This window comes from Schleiferilactobacillus perolens DSM 12744, assembly GCF_001435585.1.
GTDB classification, from domain to species: domain Bacteria; phylum Bacillota; class Bacilli; order Lactobacillales; family Lactobacillaceae; genus Schleiferilactobacillus; species Schleiferilactobacillus perolens.
In genome coordinates this window covers 1-17,358 of record NZ_AZEC01000025.1, presented here as the reverse complement: position 1 = coordinate 17,358, position 17,358 = coordinate 1, and the positions used below count along the sequence as shown (strand labels likewise).

Genomic DNA, 17,358 nt, shown 5'->3' with positions numbered 1-17,358 from the left:
GGTATCCTCGCTGTTTTTGGATGAACTCCAATTATCAAAAATGTGGCCACATTTTTTGATGCGGTCATCATATATTGAACTGAGAGTTCAATCAACAATTTTGCTCAGAGGTTTGCTCTAGTTTTATTTCAAGTGATCCTGAGCCTTGCTCGGAATCTCATTCCAAGACACCGCAGCCCACTGCCGGACATCTTGACCCTTCGTGGTGATTTTTAAATAATGTCCCGCCCGCACCTTGCGACCAAAAGCAGTGTATTGCAGTTGACGCGGTTTGCCCTGGGCATTGTAGCTGGTCGTGTTGTAAGCATAGTTGGTCGTCCCGTCTGCAGAGTCACGAAAATGATGATCATATTGGCGAGTGGTTTTCACATACACCGTTTCTTCCCGCACAAACGGATTGAGCAGGTCCACCACTTGGGCAGTCGTGCTGGTAGAATTCTTCGTCCATACACTCAGGCCAAAACCCACCCCCACTATGATTAACACCGTGACACCAAGACCGACAAAAAACTTACGCATGACAACGCGCTCCTTTCCTTCTTCACCTCTATCATAGGAAGAAAAGTGGGCGTACCCGCGAACGTTTTTGTTATATTACCTCAGACTATCGGCTGATGGCGGCGAGTTCATTGGCCACGCTGCCCGCGTACATCGCCCCAAACTTATTCAGGTGAACCATGAGATAATAGAGACGGTACCAGTGCAGGCGAGTCTCAAACCCCGCTTTTAACGGGTACGCATCCTGGTACCCACTGTAGAAACGGTCATTGAATCCGCCAAAAACAGTGGTGACGCCGATATCCAGCTCCCGATCACCAAACAGCGCCAGCGGGTCAATCAACACCGGTTCGCCCTGATTATTAAATAGGTAGTTGCCGCCCCACAAGTCTCCATGGAGCAAAGAAGGCTGCGGCGGATTCTGGGCAAAATACGACCGCAAAGAGTCACATAGCTGGTCAAAGGTTGGCTGCCAATCGGCCTGCCACAACCCCTTTTGCACAATGGCATCGTGCAAACCGCCCAACCGGCGATCAACGAACAATTCACTCCAACTGTCTGTCCAGGTATTGGAGAACGAAATTTGGCCGCCTTTATAGGGATAATCGAAACCATATTGACCGGTCGGACTCATGAATTGATGCATTTTAGCCACCATTTGACCCAACGCATATTGGTCGCCGGTGCCGGTTTTCACATAGGAAATCAGCAAATAGGCATCCCCGTTAATTTCGCCGCTGGCAATGACCCGGGGCGCATTCACGCCCGCTTTTTCAAACATTTTCAAGCCGCCGATTTCACCCGCGTAAAAGTCCTGGTGCCGGCCGGGTTGGACCAACAGAAAGACTGAGCCTTGGGGCGTCGTGACATGAAAGGCCGCATTGACATCGCCGCCACCCACCGGTGAAATGGCCTGGACCGATACTGGTAATTGTGCTAACCATGCATGCTGTAATTGCATTGTTCCCGCTCTCCTTTCTGAAAACAGCTTCGGCTGTATTGTACCACAGCCGTGACTGGCCACTCATAAGTATAACAGTTGATCGTGCTGTTTTGCACGATATAACAGTGTTTTTAGTTCTTTACAAATACAGATATTGAGGTAAAATGAAACACAACTTGAATTTTCCTCAATCATTAAAGGAGCGAATCGTCTTGTCTGATAAAAATGATTACCGTGGGGCTAATGCCATTGTGGACAGCCTCATCAACCACGATGTGCAATATGTCTTCGGCATTCCCGGAGCCAAGGTTGATCGGGTCTTTGAAGTCTTGGCTAATAGTGACATTCCGAAGAAGCCGAAGCTGATCGTCACCCGTCATGAACAAAACGCCGCCTTCATGGCCGCTGGTGTGGGCCGGATTACCGGTAAACCTGGCGTGGTATTGACCACTTCCGGCCCGGGTGCCGGCAACCTGGTCTCTGGATTAGTTACCGCCACTGCCGAAGGTGATCCGGTATTGGCAATCTCTGGTCAAGTGCAACGGGCCGATTTATTGCGGTTGACCCATCAGAGTATTCGTTCCGCCGCTTTAATGGAGCCGGTCACTAAATACTCCGTAGAAGTTCAGGAACCGGAGAATCTGTCTGAAGTGATTGCCAACGCCTATCAAGCCGCTGAATCATCCAAGCAGGGGGCCAGCTTCATCAGTGTGCCCCAGGATGTGGTGGACTCTCCAGTGCACAATAAGCCCATTAAGCCATTGATTCCGCCGATCTTAGGCCCAGCATCACCGGCCGAAACAACGTTATTGGCTCAACAGATCAAGGGTGCCAAACTACCGGTTCTTTTGCTGGGGATGCGCGCGTCGTCACCGGAAGTGACCGAAGCCATTCGCAACATTCTGGCTGTTTCAGACCTACCGGTGGTCGAAACTTTCCAAGGGGCAGGCATCATTTCCCACGATTTGGAGAAGAACTTCTTCGGTCGGGTGGGATTGTTCCGTAACCAGCCCGGTGACATGCTGCTGAAGCATGCCGACTTGGTCATTACAATCGGTTATGATCCCATCGAATACGAACCCCGCAACTGGAACGCCGAAGGAGATGCACGGATCATCGCCATTGACGATGCCGCTGCTCAAATCGACCACAACTTTCAGCCCGAGAAGGAATTAGTCGGCGATATTGCCCAGACTCTGGACTTCTTGTTACCCTATATGCGTGGTTACCAAGTGGCCGACAGCAGCAAGCAATATTTGGATGGCTTACGGGAAAAGCTGAACGCCCGGGATGTGCCGCCAGTGGCCAAGGCTGACCAAAAGACTGCCCATCCTTTAGCCATTGTGGAATCTTTGCAACACCACGTCACTGATGACATGACCGTGACCGTCGATGTGGGTTCCCACTACATCTGGATGGCCCGGCATTTCCGCAGCTATGAACCGCGCCACTTGCTCTTCTCTAATGGGATGCAAACCCTGGGCGTGGCGTTACCTTGGGCGATTGCCGCGTCCTTGGAACGGCCTAACACACAGATCGTTTCTGTGGCCGGTGACGGCGGCTTCCTTTTCTCCAGTCAAGATTTGGAAACAGCAGTCCGCTTGGGTGCCAATATCGTGCAACTGATCTGGAACGATGGCGGTCATTACGACATGGTCAAATTCCAAGAAGAATTGAAATACGGCCGCGCTGCCGGGACAGATTTTGGCCCGATCGACTTCGTGAAGTATGCCGAAAGCTTCGGCGCCACCGGTTTACGGGTCAACAAACCCAGCGAACTGGATGATGTCTTGGACCAAGCATTTGCCACAAAGGGCGTGGTGGTCGTGGACATCCCTGTGGATTACAGCGATAATAAGGAGTTAGGGGAAGCGTTATTACCGGATCAACTGTAATTTTATTTTGATGGAAGGATGTTCTAAATGGCAAAAGAAGATGTACTTTATCAACATGGCACCCTCGCATTACTGGTGCCGGGTCTGTACTATGGTACCCAGAGTATCGCTGATTTATTGACCCATGGCGATACCGGCATCGGGACTGCGGATGGCTTGGATGGTGAAATGGTAATTTTGGCGGGTCATGCCTATCAGATTTCAGGCAAGGGCACGGTCCGGGAGATGGCCAGCGATGAACTGACGCCGTTTGCTAATGTCCACTTTGACCAACCCACCAACGACTATGATCGGCAAAACATCAGCAGTGCAGACCTGGAGAAGGAAATCTTCGCTGACCATCAATTTGCCAATCAATTTTTCGCCATTAAAATTCATGGGACATTTAGCCATGTGCAAACCCGGGCCATCGACAAACAGAAGCCGCCTTACCCGCCTCTAGCAGAAGCGGCGAAGAGCCAGCATGTGTTTGAGAAAGATGATGTGACTGGTACGCTGATTGGCTACTATTCACCGGATTTGTATCAAGGCACGACTAGCGCTGGTTTCCACGTCCATTTTTTGGATGATGACCACACCTTTGGCGGTCACATCCTCGCTTATGCCTTAACTGAAGGCAAAGTATCCTTACAAACGTTCTCTGACTTTAATTTGCACTTGCCGGTCTATGACTCTCATTTCGTTCAGGCCGACTTGAACGATCCGGAGCTGGACAAGCAGATTAAAGCCGCTGAGCATTAGCCGGATATACACGATCCCGCATGGTTGCCGCTGTGCGGGATTTTTTGTAGAAAAAATTAATGGACCGCACCCGTGGTGGTATGCTGGGAGTGTACAACGAAGGAGGAAACTGTCGATGTCTTCCCGTATTATGGCGTGGGGTATGGTCATTTTGAACTTGGTTTTGTTTGGTTTACTGGCTACCATGCACAGCATGGCGGCGATGTGGCTGATGGCGGTGATTATGTTTCTGGACGCTGCGTTTAACTTGTTTATGCAGTATCACCATAGCCACTGAGTACTTACCAGCCGAGCCAAAACTGCGTATTGGTACTGTATTCGTTTGGACCCCGACGATCGATCAGTAAGGCCCACGGCGAGCAGCTATTGTACGTGGTCGCGGCCATCGTGTTTGCACTGGCAGTGTGGGCCACAATCAAAGGATACGGTCGCGCTGAGAAAGAATAATGAATAAGCCACGCAACGAAAATCTTCGCTGCGCGGCTTTTTATGACTAATAAAAATTAAGATTCGCTGATTTGTCGAATTTTACCAACTGCAATCGGCAACGTGGTATTCGCGGTATGCCCAGCCACAGCACCTTGGACCGTGTCAGGCAGCTTGAAGTCGTCTGGCACACCATGGACGTAGATGACCCGCTTGTCGAGGTGCAACTCACGATCGTGGAACGCCTTCTCGAAGCTGTTGCGTAGAGTGCCTAAGGGAACAATCTTTTGATAGAGGAAGTGGCCCTGTGCATCGGCCACGGGATAAGTATCTTCAGGGACCCGCATATGTTCAGGACTGGCGTTGAAGGGCACCATGGTCGTGCCAGAAACGGGTTCTGTTTCCACTAAGTCCACATACCCATCGTGGTTAGCATCCTGAGCCGCTGTGGCGACTTGGGCGTCTTGACCATCCGGGAAGCCGTGGAAATGCAGCCAATGTTGGCTATTGGCCGGTACCCCATTCATTTCAATCGTGACCACCATTTCGTCCCCCTGCAATTCCAAGCGGGCATGTCCGGTCGCTTTGGTGCCAATCTTGTCGGCATTCAGCGGTGTGATATCCGCTTCGTACACCGTCTTCTTTTCAGCCATATTCGTGTGACCCCTTTCTCCAAAACCAATTTAATAGAACTCATCAATACCATAAGCCACGACCTGGGGCGAAAGCAAGAGGAACGTTTTGTCTAACCGCTGATTAATGCTGCGCGGCCGCTCGGTAGTGGAGATACTGCGGGATATACAGCAGTACGGAAACTACTGCCGTCAACGCTGAGGCAATGAAAAGAATCGTGATCACCACACTCGGCAGACTGGGGAATAAAAGAACAAGTACTGCAGTGACGTAGAATAGGGCTGTGGCCACCTTGCCCCACATGGCCGCACCAGGTAATTTGACGCCACTGAGCATCAACAAGCCCGCCCCCACGAGCATAAGCGCTTCTTTCCCAAGTAAAATCCAAAATATCCACCGATACTGCGGCAAGTGGATGAAGAATACAATAATCACACTGATCTGGGTCAGCTTGTCCGCCAAGGGATCCAGTACCTTCCCCACTTGGCTGATCCAGCCATTGTGCCGCGCCAGGTAGCCATCCAATAAATCAGTCAGGCTGATGATCACAAAGATCACGCCGGCCGTGGTGAACTCATTGCGTAGTGCAAAATAAATAAATACCGGCAATAAAATCAACCGCATGCTGGAGAGAATATTAGGTATATGACGCATCACGCGGCCCCCTTCCTTTTCCTGTCTTCTATTATGCCAGAATGCATCGGTCTGCGAATCATTTTTTAACGAATTATTAGCAACTTTAACCGCTTCGTTTTTTGAAATTGTTATACTGGAGGTGGTACACGAAAGGATGGTAAGTATGGCAAATGTATTGATTCTGGGGGCCCATGGGCATATTGCCCAGTTGGCTGAGAAACAATTACTGCGTGAAACGGACCATCATTTGACGTTGTTTTTGCGTAACGCCAAACGGTTAACGGTGAGTGATCCCACCCGAGAAACGGTGATTGATGGGGATGCCACCAACCAAAAGGAAGTGGCGGCCGCATTGACCGGCGTGGATGTGGTCTATGCCAATCTGGGTGGTAAAAATATCGAAGCTCAAGCCAAAAGCGTTGTGGCCGCCATGGACCAAGTCGGTGTGAAGCGGCTGATCTGGATTTCCACCTTGGGAATCTATGATGAAGTGCCCGGTGCCTTTGGTCAATGGAATCACCAAATGCTGGATGGCGGTTACTTGGAAACCTATGCCGCCGCGGCCAAAGTTATTGAGCATTCTGATCTGGCCTACACAATTATTCGACCCGCTTGGTTGTCCGACAAGGCTGTCGTGAGTTATGAGACCACTGAGAAGGGCCAGCCCTTCAAGGGCACCGAAGTGTCTCGCCGCAGTATTGCGGACTTAGTGGTAAAACTCATCAATCATCCCAGTGAAGCCGTGGGCCACTCTTTGGGTGTTAACCAACCTAATACCGATGGGGCAAAACCGTCTTTCTATTAATCTGAATATCGGCTGATTTATCCCGCGAATGTTGTGCTAGGATTGACCTAACTCAATAGATTCGAGGGATTTTTATGACGGAAAAAAAGCAATTGCGCCAGCGGGAAGATGTGCCGGAAGAACAAACATGGCAGCTCACCGACTTGTTTACAGACACCGCGGCTTTCAACCTGGCTTGCGAAGAACTCATCGGTCAGGCTCATGATATTGCAAGCCATCAAGGTACCATGTTGCATTCAGCAGATGAGTTATATACGACGGTAGCCGCCTATTTTCGGGCTGAGGAACTGGCGGACCGGATCTTTAATTATGGTGAGCATCTCTATAATAGTGACATGACCGCCGCCGCGGGTCAGTCCGCTTCAGCCCAAGCCCAGCAAACCGTGACCGCCTTTAACGCCGCCACTGCCTTTGTTACGGCGGCTCTGCCGCATATTACGTCGACGCAATTGGCAGACTTTTATCAAAAAAATCCAAAGCTGCGCCGTTTCGACTTTATTTTTACCCAAGCTCAACAAAGACAGGCGCATATTTTGCCCGCCGGTGAAGAAACACTGCTCTCCGCGCTGGGCCAGACGATTACTGCGCCAGAAAGTATCTATAACAAGCTAAACAACGCCGATATTGACTTTGGCACCATGAAAGATTCCCACGGCAACCTGATCCCGTTGAGTAAGGAAAAGATTTACCAACTCTACCAATCCCCCGATCGACAAGTCCGGCGAACGGCGGCTGAAAAGTTTGCCACTGCTTATGCCCATTCTGCTTATACTTTCGCCGAAGCCTGGCAGCAACATGTCCACACGCAAAACACGGTCGCCCAGTTGCGGCATTATCATTCTGCCCGGGAGATGGATCTAGCCAGTCAGTTTATTCCCGAATCTGTCTTTACCACCTTGGTGGACACGGTGCACGAATTCCTGCCAAGTTTGCATAAATACTATGCCCTGCGCAAGCGCGTGCTGCGTCTGGATCCACTCTATGCCTATGACCTGTCCGTCCCACTGGTGGGTGAAGCGCCGCTCAAGCCAACTTATGAGAAAGCCCAGCAGTGGGCTTTGGCAGCGCTGGCTGTATTGGGTGACGACTATGTGCAGCATCTCCAGGAAGAGTTTGGTAACCGCTGGATTGATGTGGCCGAAAACACCGGTAAGCTCTCCGGTGGTTACGAAGAGGATGCCTTTGGCGTTCACCCTTATGTCCTGTTGAACTGGAGCAACACTTATCGCGCAGCCAGCACCCTGGCCCACGAATCCGGCCACGCCATGCAGAGTGTTTACGCCGATGCGCACCAGCCCTATTGGTACTCTCAATATTCCATGTTCATCGCCGAAATTGCTTCGACTTGTAACGAATCCCTGCTCAATCACTATATGCGCAGCCAATTCCAGGATAATCATCGGGTCCAAGCATACTTGCTGACTGAATCTGTGGAAGATTTGCTGAATACCATTTTCAACCAGACCAAGTACGCAGAATTTGAGAATTATGCTTACGTCACGGATGCACAGGGGGACTCATTGACCCCCGATAAGTTAAACGACAAAACGGCGGCGCTGGACGCCTTGTATGCGGGTGATGATGTAGCCCCGAATCCATGGGCTAACAATAGCTGGGCGCGAATCCCGCACTACTATATGAATTATTACCTGTATCAATACGCCACTTCCAAGGCTGTCGCCAATACGCTGGCAAAACGGATCCTCACCGATCCCGCCACCGCGGTGCCGCAATACAAGGAATTTCTCAGCGCCGGAGCCAGCGATTACCCGTTGGCAATTGTGAAAAAAGCAGGCATCGACATGACCAAGCCGGATTACATTCGCGAGGCACTGCAGGTTTTTGATCAACAAGTGGATGAATTGGCTGCGTTGTTGGACGTGGAATAAGATCTGGAGTGCTGTCATTGCGGCATTGTCACGATGCGCCATATTCCGATCAATGAATGTTTACAAACGCGCCATCTCGTCATCACATTTTCGTCACAACTTCCCAGTACTATAGAAAATGTCAACAGGAACGAAAACATCCTCCCAAATGTTTACCTGCTGATCGACAATAACAACTAGCAACCAACTTTTTTCTTCATGATAGTGTCTTTGCAGTAGCAAACGACGCCAACCTCCCCAAATACCCAATTTGGTTCACCATCAAGTCCTCCCACTTGATGGTGATTTTTTTTGCAGAGGGCGCAGCGCCCCGGGTAGGCCCCGACCGCTAAGAACGGCCTGGGCACAATCCCCTGCACTTGGGGATTTTGACCAGGACGGGCTTAGCGCGAGGGGCCTGGGGCGCGGAGCCCGTTTCGAGGAAACTAACTTCTGGGCGCAAAACCCGTTTACCCCATCTTTTCAGTCACCACTTGATGAGAAAACCGTCGCCAAACTCCATAAATCAACAAACCAAAGAGAACCATGACCACACATGCTGCAACACCGACTAAAAAGCCACTTAAAACAAACGGTTGCGGTGAGACATCCGCCAGCCAAGTCCCTGGGTTCATCACTTTCTGAAGCATCGGTAATACATCCCATGCCGCATGCAAGATAATGGCTGGCCAGAGGCTTTTGGTGCATATCGTTAAAATACCAAACAAAAACCCTGAACCAGCCGCATTGATTGCTGTCGTTAATGACGGGAAAAAGAAGTTTGTGCCTATCTCCAGATGCATCGCGCCAAAAAGAATCGCGGTCAGACTCACAGACAATAATATGGCATGCCGGTAACTACCAAAAATACGTCGGAATAAAGTCAAAATCGTCCCTCGGAAAATGAGCTCTTCTGATACGCCAACACCGATTGCATTAACCACAGTGATCCAGATCAACGGCCACACATCTGGAGTATGCTGCAAAGACCAAGCGGTATCGCCCATTTGAAAAAATATAAATAAAGGTACAAACGGGATAGCACCGATCAAAATACCCCACCACGCATGCCGCAGACTTAATGGATAGTGAATATGCCACCAAAAAGTGCCAAGTAACACAACGATCAACGCAGTCAACCATTCGTTGAAATCAAGAATTGTTTGATGGGCGTCTGAGTGGGCAACGTACACTAAACTAAAGGGCAAAAGAAAAAACAAATACAGAAACAACCAGATACCGGCAATAAAGAACAAATTCTTAATTTTCATCTTCATATCTATCGCACCTTTCGTTGCACCAGGCTAAATCCAATGATGCTGATTAGCCCAGGCTCTGGTAATGTTACGCAATCACTTGTCTCGCCGCCTTTCTTGGTAATCAGTATATCGCCATTCCTTCTCAATTTCCTCGAAAAAGTGTGACAAATTGACCGTGAATAATTCACGACTGGCCGCTAATATATACAATATCAACAGATACAAGACATCCTCCGACATCTGTTGAAGCAACAACACCAACAACCAACAATCAGACTTTCTTCATAAATATTTTCTCTCACAACCTCTGAAAACCGCCATCCCCTCCCCGATGACGGTTTTTTTATACAAAAAACATCAGGACCACCCAATCAATGGATAGTGTCCTGATGCTAACTTGATTGCCCTATTTCTCAAATTTTGGGACCCGTGACCCTTTTTGCAGATTCCAGAAGGTGCCATTGCTGTCCCGAAAAGCATTTGTGCCTAAGTCTGTGAGTATAAAAGTCCACTTGGTTGTCTGGATAGTCCACACTTTCCCTTTCTGCGTGAAATGTGCCTGTCCCAAATCGATTGTCTTGCCGGCGTCGATCTTATCCATATTCTTCAGTGCACTGCCGCCAGTCAGCAACTTCAGCATATCGCCAGTGGCTTTCTTTTGTTTCTTCGTTTGCAGCCGTGGTCCAGCCGATCATTAACTTTTCTTATCCTTTTCGCCATATCTCCCCCGCAATTGTTTTACATTCCCACCCAATTTGCATCACAATTCGGTCACACCTGTCCCGTAGTATAGAAAATGTCAACAGGAACGAAAAACCTCCTCCCAGGTATTCCTGCTGAAACAACAACCAACAACCAGACTTTTCTTCATGATTTTCCTCCTGATTTAACTGAATCGCCATCCCTCCCCAGATGACGATTTTTTGTGTCTGCGGCACTGGGCAGATTCTCGATTCTAGCCATATCCTTTTACGTCCGTGGCTGGTATGCTTGAATTAGAAAACAAGTGGAGGATGGTTGTGATGTCATTTATTCTAAGCTGTGAGTCAACGGCCGATTTGAGCCAGGCCCACTTTGATCAGCGCGAAATTCATTATGTGCCATTTCATTTTTCAATTAATGGCAAACAGTATCTCGATGATTTGGGGCAGTCGATTCCCTTTGACCAGTTCTATGCTGAAATGGCGAATGGGGCAAAGACGGATACCTCACAGGTCAATGTGGAAGAATTCGTCCAATATTTCACCCAGTTCTTGGAAGCGGGTCAAGATATCTTGCATGTTTCTTTGTCCAGCGGTCTCTCTGGCGTATCCAATTCGGCCATGGTGGCCAAACAGCAATTGGATGCCAAGTATCCAGACCGCAAGATTGAAGTCGTGGACTCACTGGCTGCGTCATCCGGTTACGGATTGCTCATGGATAAGCTGGCCGATCTGCGCGATGCCGGCCAGTCCATTGATGAAGTCAAGGCTTGGGCTGAAGCAAACAAGTTGCGGGTGCACCACTGGTTCATCTCCACGAATCTGAGTTATTTCGTCCGGTTGGGCCGCCTGTCTAAAGTGTCCGGCTGGTTTGGCACCCAATTCCACATTGTGCCGCTGCTGAACATGGACGCCACCGGTCATCTGACACCGCGCAAGAAACAGCGGGGAAAGAAAATGGCAGAAAAAGCCTTGGTTGATGCCATGACGGAACACGCCGATGACGGTGTGGCTTATTCACAGAAATGCTACATTTCGCAATCTGCCTTCTATGATGATGCCAAAGATGTGGCCGATATGATCGAAGTTAAATTCACCAAGCTGGATGGATCGGTGGAAATCAACCATATCGGCACGACAATTGGCTCGCATACCGGGCCGGGGACGATTGCTCTGTTCTTCTGGGGCGATAAGCGTACCGACTAAAAATAGGGTTAGAACAATTTTTCTCTTGATGAGCCGTGCCAAAGCTACGCAATCTCCGGCTGAAATGGGCTGGAACGCTGTGACGGCGGTTTGAGCCCGCAAAGTGCGCGGTCTCAAACACGCCTAACCACATCCGCGCAAAGAGCGCGCGGTGTGGTTTCCACAGCTGAGCCCATTTCAGCCTACGATTGCTCCGCGTTGGCACTATATTCATCAAGATTCAGAATTTTGTTCTAACCCTATTTGTGTACTGTCAGATAGGCTGATCCGTTAATGTGATTGTGGCATTTCGCCGCCCTTCACTTTCAAAAACAATCAGTTCGTTTTGCCCTAAATGGAGTAAAGGCGCCGGCAGATACAGCCGCTTTTGCGGACCAATGTCCCAGTATCGGCCCAGATTGAATCCGTTAATTGCGACGAAGCCTTTGCCCCAGCCGGTCAAATCAATGAACGTATCACCCGCCTCCACCACATTGAAAGTGAAGTGATAGAATACCGGTTGTTCTGCGCCAACGGCCGCCTGGGAGAAGTGGAGGCGCTCTAGGTGGTCCATGGGCAGTGCCCAGATGTCCCACTGACTGTAAAAAGCGCCATTCACCATGACGCCGTCACGAATCCCCTTGCGCTGAGAATACAGTGGCGCGGAATAATCCACTCGGCCCATATTTTCCACCAGAACGCCAAGCCGGTTTTCACCCGGATTGGGCAGCGTCAGTTTTTCCCTTTGCCCCAGTTGCCGATCGTACTGGGTGGCTTGCAGGGTGCGGTTCACAAACATCTGGGCACGATCCGCCGCCCCCACCAGACGCACATCAATTTCCCGGCTAGCCCCGGCACGTGTTTCGTAGTACGTGTACCCATAGCCTTGGTCAAAATTCTCCATAGACCGAGGATACGGGCACTCATGATGCGTGCCAATCATCGGCAATGCCGTCCATAGATCTGTCTGCCCATCCGACCGCAATGTTCCGTACGATTTCTTCTGAATATCCGCACTCAGCGACACCGTCGGAATATCCACATAATGGCTGATCACATCACGAAAGGCGGTGTATTTGGGGGTTTCCTCACCCCATTCCGTCAACGGCGCGTCATAATCATAACTGGTCGTAATTGGTTGGAGCCGATCATTATTGACACTGCCGTTATGGAAACCAAAATTGGTGCCGCCATGGAACATATAAATGTTAATACTGCCTTCTGCTAAGGTGTCGTTCAATTCTGCCGCTGCAATCTCCGCCGGGGTGGTATGGTGCTGTCCATCACCCCAGGCATCAAACCAGCCATCCCAAAACTCCATCACCATCAACGGCTTTTTCTTTGTCCCATTGAAGGACCGCAGAACCGCAAAATTCTCCTTGATCTTGGAACCGCAGTTAATGGTGGGCAAAGCCAACTCGGGAACAGTCCCATTCGTCAGCATATCCCCCCATGGCCCATCCGCAGTGACCAACGGCACCGTCACCCCATGTTTGCGCATCAGTGCCGCCAATTTGCGTAAATAGTTCTGATCATTGCCAAAAGAGCCAAACTCGTTCTCCACCTGGCACAGTATCACGGGACCATCCTGATCAATTTGTAAATCCGCGATCCGGGGAAATAAATGGGCATAGTAACGGTTCACCGTGGCTAAATAGGGCTGATTATTGGCTCTGATTTTCATTTCTGGAATATTTTGCAGCCACCATGGCAGGCCGCCAAACTCCCATTCCGCACAAATATAGGGAGATAGCCGCAAAATCACATATAGTCCCACTTCCTGGGCAGTCTGGATAAATGTGCGTAAATCGAGCATACCGCTGAAGTTATACTGCTTGGGCTGTGGTTCGTGCATATTCCAGGGCACATAAGTCTCCACAGTGTTGGCGCCCATGGCCCATAATTTCTCCAGGCGGTCCCTCCAATATGCAGGAACAACCCGAAAGTAATGAATGGCGCCAGAAATAATCTTAAAGGGCTGATCATCTAAATAGAAATCATCGCGAATCGTGAAATTGCTCATGGATGTGCTCCTTCGCTGAAATTTTTTCTCAATTATCGTCATTGTACCGAAGAAGCCAGTGGAAACATAGATGCAGAACGGTATAATCAGAGACATCCATTGCGAAGGACGTGTTGTTTTTGATAAATATTGGTACCCAACCGATTCACACCGAGCGCTTATTACTGCGCCGGTTTACCGTGGCCGACGCTTCGGCGGCTTACCACAATTGGCAAAACGATCCGGTCGTCACCCGCTACTTAACCTGGCCGGCCTATACCAGTCTCGCACCGGCAAAAACCCGGATGGCGCTTACTGCCGCCAGCTATCGTCAACCCGATGTATATCAGTGGGCGATGCAACTTACCGATCCCGCTGCCACTCTAATTGGCAACATCTCTGTGGTCTCCCACGACGATGATCTGCAGACCATGGCCATCGGGTACGTCATGGGCCAGACCTGGTGGGGCCATGGCTACATGCCTGAGGCATTGCGGGCCGTGATCGACTATCTTTTTAGCGGCACCGACGTTAACCGGATCGAAGCCCGTCATGACACCCATAACCCGAACTCTGGCAAAGTCATGCACAAGGCCGGGATGCAGTTTGAAGGCGTGCTGCGGCAACGGGGGTTGAACAATACCGGATTATGCGATGAGGCTTTCTACGCCATCCTGCGTTCTGATTGGACAGAAAAACACCGCCAGAACGATTAGCTCCAGCGGTGTCGCACTTACTTTTCCTGTAACGCCGATACAATTTCATTTTCAAAAGATTCCGGCTTCGTGGTAGGTGCAAAACGATGCAGCAATTGACCATCCCGGCCGATCAAAAACTTCGTGTAGTTCCACTTAATCCGACCGTGCCCGGATTCTTTCTTCAAATACGTGAACAGAGGGTCTTCATCGGCACCGTTGACTGCCACCCGCTTAGTCATGGGAAACGTGACGCCATAGTGCATCTGGCAATATTCGCTGGCTTCTTCGTCTGTCGCCAATTCCTGGTGAAATTGGTTGGATGGCAGGCCCAGTACAGTCAGCCCTTGGTCGTGATATTGCTTGTACAATTTCTCCAAGCCTTCCAGCTGAGGGGCAAGGCCGCACTTGCTGGCAGTGTTGACGATTAAGAGGACTTGTCCCCGGTATTTGGTCAACGGTAAGTCTTGACCGCCCATTTCAGTTTCTGAAAAGTCATACACATTCGCCATAAAATCCCACTCCTTCGTTTTTCTTTTTACTAATTAGATTGTACACCAACTAACCCGTCAGTGACATCCACGCCGTCCTGCGCTACTATGGCAGTAAGCAATTAATGAAGGAGCGATGCAGATGGCCCGTGTACAACAATTTTTAGACAAACTGAAGGAAAAACATATTGAACAGTTCGTCATGCTCAATCCCAAGAACATTACGTACGTGACTGATTTTACGGGGGACGCTGCCGCATTACTGGCTACGCCGACTAAGTTGACCTTAATTACAGATGGCCGTTTTACTGAGCAGGCCAAACGGGAGATGCCCAAGGAAGTGGCTATTTACCGCTGGCAAAAGGGTCTGCTCACCGACACGATCAAGCTGATCAACGAAAGCGGCATTGATTCCGTCGTTTTTGAAGCCGATCAACTGACCTATGAACAAGGCCGCAAATTTGTGGACGGCATCAGTGCCGATGTCATCCCAATGACCGGGTTGGTTGAGCAGATGCGCTGGGTCAAGGAACCAGGCGAGTTGGACAATATCAAAAAGGCCGTCCGTGTCGCTGATGAAACCTTTCTTTATATCCTGGGCGAAATCCATGCGGGTATGTCTGAAATGGAAGTGTCCGCCAAAATGGAATACTTCATGAAGACCCATGGCGGTGAAGGTACTTCCTTTGACACTATCGTTGCCTCAGGCATTCGCTCCACCTTCGCCCATGGGGAAGCCAGTCACAAGATTATTGAGGCCGGCGATATCTTGACCATCGACTTTGGTGCTCTGGTGAATGGGTATCCATCCGACATGACTCGGACCATCGCCATTGGCAATGTCGACCCGAAACTCGAAAAAGCCTACTACCAAGTCCTGGCTGCAGAACAGGCCGGTATTGATGCCATTACCGCGGGCATGACGAGCCGCGAATTAGATGGTATTATTCGGGACGTCTTCAAGAAAGACGGTGTTGAACAGTACTTCATTCATGGTGCTGGCCATAATATCGGCCTGGACATCCACGAAGGCCCTTATATCACTTCCCGGCCTGGTGAGGGCGACATCGTTTTCAAAGCCAATATGTTGGAAACCATTGAACCCGGTCTGTACTTCCCCGGTCTCGGCGGTATCCGGATTGAGGATGATGTGTTGATTACCCCGGGCAAGAGTGAAGTGCTCACTACTGCTCCCCGCCGTGATCTAATTAAGATTCCCGCTTGATGAGTTGTTCACCGTCCGAATCGTAATGATTCAGGCGGTGTTTTTTAGTTAAAATGATTGAAATCAGCCGACTGCCGCATTATTGTGATAGACATAAGGACGTGAGCATGTGAGTGATGATATTGATTTTTTGACACAACTCGTACAAACTGACTCGGCGAATGACCATGAAGCGGCTGTTTCTAAACTGATTCAAGCCAAATTAGACGCTGCCGGAATAGAAAGTCAGATTATTCCCTATGCCGATGGCCGCACTAACTTGGTGGCCGAAATTGGCAGCGGGGATCGTATTTTAGCCTTTGAAGGTCATCAAGATACCGTGAGTCTGGGCAATTCAAAAGAATGGACCTATCCGCCCTTGGGTGCCGAGATTCACGACGGCGAAATGTATGGCCGCGGCTCGGCCGATATGAAGAGCGGTCTGGCGGCCATGGTGCTGGCCATGATTCGCTTGAAGGCATCTGGCTTTGCAGGTCATCTGCGATTAATGGCTACCGTGGGTGAAGAATATGGGGCCATGGGGGCTTATCAATTAGCCGATCAAGGGTACGCGGATGACATTAGCGCCTTGATCGTCGGCGAACCCACTTCTTTGAAGATACTGTTTGGCCATGCCGGTTCCTTGAATTACAAGATTATCGCCCACGGTAAATCGGCCCACAGTTCTGAACCGCAACGGGGCATTAATGCTGTGGAAAAGCTCGTCGACTACATCGTCGCCGAACGCCACGCCTTCGACGATGCGCCTATCGATCCCGTCATTGGTTCACTGGCTCACAGTGTCACTGTCTTGCAGGCTGGTGACCAGGTCAATACGATTCCAGATTTGGCAGTGGCTGCTGGCAACATTCGTCCCACCCCAGCCTTTCCGAATGAGCAAGTGATTAGTCGAATCAAAACACTGATCACCAAGTTGAATGCCGCAGGAAACGGTACACTGGAATTCAATTTGACCCACAGTTTCTTACCTGTGATCTCCAAGAAAGATGGCCACTTGGTCACCGCGGCTAACAAAGCCGTTACCAGTGTCTTAGGTCGACCGGCTAAACTCGCCATTATTCATGCGGCTACTGATGCGTCGGTCTATACTCGCTCCAAGAACAAGTTTGAAACGATTATTTATGGCCCTGGGTCGATGAGTATCGCCCATCAAATCGACGAACACGTCAATGTCCAGGATTACCTGCAAGCAATTGAGACCTATACTGCCATGGCCCAACACTATTTTGCTTAACGCGGTCGCAGCCGCCGGATGTTTTGATTCGGCGGCCTTTTTCTGCATAAAAAAAGCACCCACATTACCGTGAGTGCTCCGTTGAACTATGTATATAAGAACAGCGACGTCCTACCCTCGC

Annotated in this window: 17 protein-coding genes; 9 read left to right on the top strand and 8 right to left on the bottom strand. The window is 50.0% G+C overall.

The genetic code is table 11. The features are described 5' to 3' along the window. Nucleotides 1-123: 123 nt before the first annotated feature. The gene (locus tag FD09_RS14910; protein WP_057822490.1) at nucleotides 124-519 is read right to left on the bottom strand and encodes a YxeA family protein; all 396 of its coding nucleotides are present in this window, start codon (nucleotides 517-519) and stop codon (nucleotides 124-126) included. 85 nt (nucleotides 520-604) lie between these two features. Further along, a complete protein-coding gene (locus FD09_RS14905) occupies nucleotides 605-1,459 on the bottom strand; it encodes a fructosamine kinase family protein (protein ID WP_057822489.1) in 855 nt (284 codons plus the stop codon). Nucleotides 1,460-1,653: 194 nt separating this feature from the next. Between FD09_RS14905 and alsS the strand changes: the two genes are divergently transcribed. From alsS to FD09_RS16585, 3 genes are all read left to right on the top strand, one after another. Further along, nucleotides 1,654-3,336 (top strand): acetolactate synthase AlsS, encoded by a 1,683-nt coding sequence (gene alsS, locus FD09_RS14900; protein WP_057822488.1) that lies wholly within the window; start codon nucleotides 1,654-1,656, stop codon nucleotides 3,334-3,336. Nucleotides 3,337-3,363: 27 nt separating this feature from the next. Next, on the top strand, nucleotides 3,364-4,077 hold the full coding sequence (gene budA / locus FD09_RS14895; protein WP_057822487.1) for an acetolactate decarboxylase: 714 nt from the start codon (nucleotides 3,364-3,366) through the stop codon (nucleotides 4,075-4,077). Nucleotides 4,078-4,192: 115 nt separating this feature from the next. Beyond that, complete coding sequence (locus FD09_RS16585) at nucleotides 4,193-4,354, top strand: hypothetical protein (protein WP_164480549.1); 162 nt, start codon at nucleotides 4,193-4,195, stop codon at nucleotides 4,352-4,354. A gap of 226 nt (nucleotides 4,355-4,580) precedes the next feature. Here the strand turns inward: FD09_RS16585 and FD09_RS14890 are convergent, their stop codons facing one another. After that, the gene (locus FD09_RS14890) at nucleotides 4,581-5,156 is read right to left on the bottom strand and encodes a hypothetical protein (RefSeq protein WP_057822486.1); all 576 of its coding nucleotides are present in this window, start codon (nucleotides 5,154-5,156) and stop codon (nucleotides 4,581-4,583) included. A gap of 103 nt (nucleotides 5,157-5,259) precedes the next feature. Continuing rightward, on the bottom strand, nucleotides 5,260-5,790 hold the full coding sequence (locus FD09_RS14885; protein ID WP_057822485.1) for a CDP-alcohol phosphatidyltransferase family protein: 531 nt from the start codon (nucleotides 5,788-5,790) through the stop codon (nucleotides 5,260-5,262). Nucleotides 5,791-5,935: 145 nt separating this feature from the next. On the opposite strand from FD09_RS14885, the gene FD09_RS14880 reads away from it, so the two are divergent. Further along, nucleotides 5,936-6,577 carry an SDR family oxidoreductase gene (locus tag FD09_RS14880; protein ID WP_057822491.1) on the top strand — a complete coding sequence of 214 codons (642 nt, stop codon included), beginning with the start codon at nucleotides 5,936-5,938 and terminating at the stop codon, nucleotides 6,575-6,577. 74 nt (nucleotides 6,578-6,651) lie between these two features. Next, the gene (pepF, locus tag FD09_RS14875) at nucleotides 6,652-8,466 is read left to right on the top strand and encodes an oligoendopeptidase F (protein ID WP_057822484.1); all 1,815 of its coding nucleotides are present in this window, start codon (nucleotides 6,652-6,654) and stop codon (nucleotides 8,464-8,466) included. A 449-nt stretch (nucleotides 8,467-8,915) separates the two neighbouring features. Here pepF and FD09_RS14870 read toward each other — a convergent pair whose 3' ends face one another. Together FD09_RS14870 and FD09_RS14865 are read right to left on the bottom strand one after the other, a co-directional pair. After that, nucleotides 8,916-9,722 (bottom strand): CPBP family intramembrane glutamic endopeptidase, encoded by an 807-nt coding sequence (locus FD09_RS14870; RefSeq protein WP_057822483.1) that lies wholly within the window; start codon nucleotides 9,720-9,722, stop codon nucleotides 8,916-8,918. Nucleotides 9,723-10,110: 388 nt separating this feature from the next. Beyond that, on the bottom strand, nucleotides 10,111-10,344 hold the full coding sequence (locus FD09_RS14865; RefSeq protein WP_057822482.1) for a hypothetical protein: 234 nt from the start codon (nucleotides 10,342-10,344) through the stop codon (nucleotides 10,111-10,113). 382 nt (nucleotides 10,345-10,726) lie between these two features. On the opposite strand from FD09_RS14865, the gene FD09_RS14855 reads away from it, so the two are divergent. Further along, entirely contained in the window at nucleotides 10,727-11,611 is an 885-nt protein-coding gene (locus FD09_RS14855; protein ID WP_057822480.1) for a DegV family protein, read from the top strand. Between the two features lie 253 nt (nucleotides 11,612-11,864). Here the strand turns inward: FD09_RS14855 and FD09_RS14850 are convergent, their stop codons facing one another. Beyond that, on the bottom strand, nucleotides 11,865-13,613 hold the full coding sequence (locus tag FD09_RS14850; protein ID WP_057822479.1) for a glycoside hydrolase family 35 protein: 1,749 nt from the start codon (nucleotides 13,611-13,613) through the stop codon (nucleotides 11,865-11,867). 119 nt (nucleotides 13,614-13,732) lie between these two features. Between FD09_RS14850 and FD09_RS14845 the strand changes: the two genes are divergently transcribed. After that, on the top strand, nucleotides 13,733-14,308 hold the full coding sequence (locus tag FD09_RS14845) for a GNAT family N-acetyltransferase (protein WP_083488003.1): 576 nt from the start codon (nucleotides 13,733-13,735) through the stop codon (nucleotides 14,306-14,308). Nucleotides 14,309-14,325: 17 nt separating this feature from the next. Here the strand turns inward: FD09_RS14845 and FD09_RS14840 are convergent, their stop codons facing one another. After that, nucleotides 14,326-14,799 (bottom strand): glutathione peroxidase, encoded by a 474-nt coding sequence (locus tag FD09_RS14840; protein WP_057822477.1) that lies wholly within the window; start codon nucleotides 14,797-14,799, stop codon nucleotides 14,326-14,328. Between the two features lie 121 nt (nucleotides 14,800-14,920). Between FD09_RS14840 and FD09_RS14835 the strand changes: the two genes are divergently transcribed. Then, nucleotides 14,921-16,003, top strand: a complete 1,083-nt coding sequence (locus tag FD09_RS14835) for a M24 family metallopeptidase (RefSeq protein WP_057822476.1) — start codon at nucleotides 14,921-14,923, stop codon at nucleotides 16,001-16,003. Between the two features lie 109 nt (nucleotides 16,004-16,112). After that, nucleotides 16,113-17,237, top strand: a complete 1,125-nt coding sequence (locus tag FD09_RS14830; protein WP_057822475.1) for an ArgE/DapE family deacylase — start codon at nucleotides 16,113-16,115, stop codon at nucleotides 17,235-17,237. The last annotated feature ends 121 nt before the right edge of the window (nucleotides 17,238-17,358 follow it).

What these genes read in the sequence shown, in the direction of transcription:
- FD09_RS14865 (WP_057822482.1), bottom strand. Translation starts at nt 10,344, where the DNA reads ATGCTGAAGTTGCTGACTGGCGGCAGTGCACTGAAGAATATGGATAAG.
- FD09_RS14910 (WP_057822490.1), bottom strand. Translation starts at nt 519, where the DNA reads ATGCGTAAGTTTTTTGTCGGTCTTGGTGTCACGGTGTTAATCATAGTG.
- pepF (WP_057822484.1), top strand. Translation starts at nt 6,652, where the DNA reads ATGACGGAAAAAAAGCAATTGCGCCAGCGGGAAGATGTGCCGGAAGAA.
- FD09_RS14840 (WP_057822477.1), bottom strand. Translation starts at nt 14,799, where the DNA reads ATGGCGAATGTGTATGACTTTTCAGAAACTGAAATGGGCGGTCAAGAC.
- FD09_RS14890 (WP_057822486.1), bottom strand. Translation starts at nt 5,156, where the DNA reads ATGGCTGAAAAGAAGACGGTGTACGAAGCGGATATCACACCGCTGAAT.
- FD09_RS14905 (WP_057822489.1), bottom strand. Translation starts at nt 1,459, where the DNA reads ATGCAATTACAGCATGCATGGTTAGCACAATTACCAGTATCGGTCCAG.
- FD09_RS14855 (WP_057822480.1), top strand. Translation starts at nt 10,727, where the DNA reads ATGTCATTTATTCTAAGCTGTGAGTCAACGGCCGATTTGAGCCAGGCC.
- FD09_RS16585 (WP_164480549.1), top strand. Translation starts at nt 4,193, where the DNA reads ATGTCTTCCCGTATTATGGCGTGGGGTATGGTCATTTTGAACTTGGTT.
- FD09_RS14885 (WP_057822485.1), bottom strand. Translation starts at nt 5,790, where the DNA reads ATGCGTCATATACCTAATATTCTCTCCAGCATGCGGTTGATTTTATTG.
- FD09_RS14850 (WP_057822479.1), bottom strand. Translation starts at nt 13,613, where the DNA reads ATGAGCAATTTCACGATTCGCGATGATTTCTATTTAGATGATCAGCCC.
- FD09_RS14880 (WP_057822491.1), top strand. Translation starts at nt 5,936, where the DNA reads ATGGCAAATGTATTGATTCTGGGGGCCCATGGGCATATTGCCCAGTTG.
- FD09_RS14835 (WP_057822476.1), top strand. Translation starts at nt 14,921, where the DNA reads ATGGCCCGTGTACAACAATTTTTAGACAAACTGAAGGAAAAACATATT.
- FD09_RS14870 (WP_057822483.1), bottom strand. Translation starts at nt 9,722, where the DNA reads ATGAAGATGAAAATTAAGAATTTGTTCTTTATTGCCGGTATCTGGTTG.
- budA (WP_057822487.1), top strand. Translation starts at nt 3,364, where the DNA reads ATGGCAAAAGAAGATGTACTTTATCAACATGGCACCCTCGCATTACTG.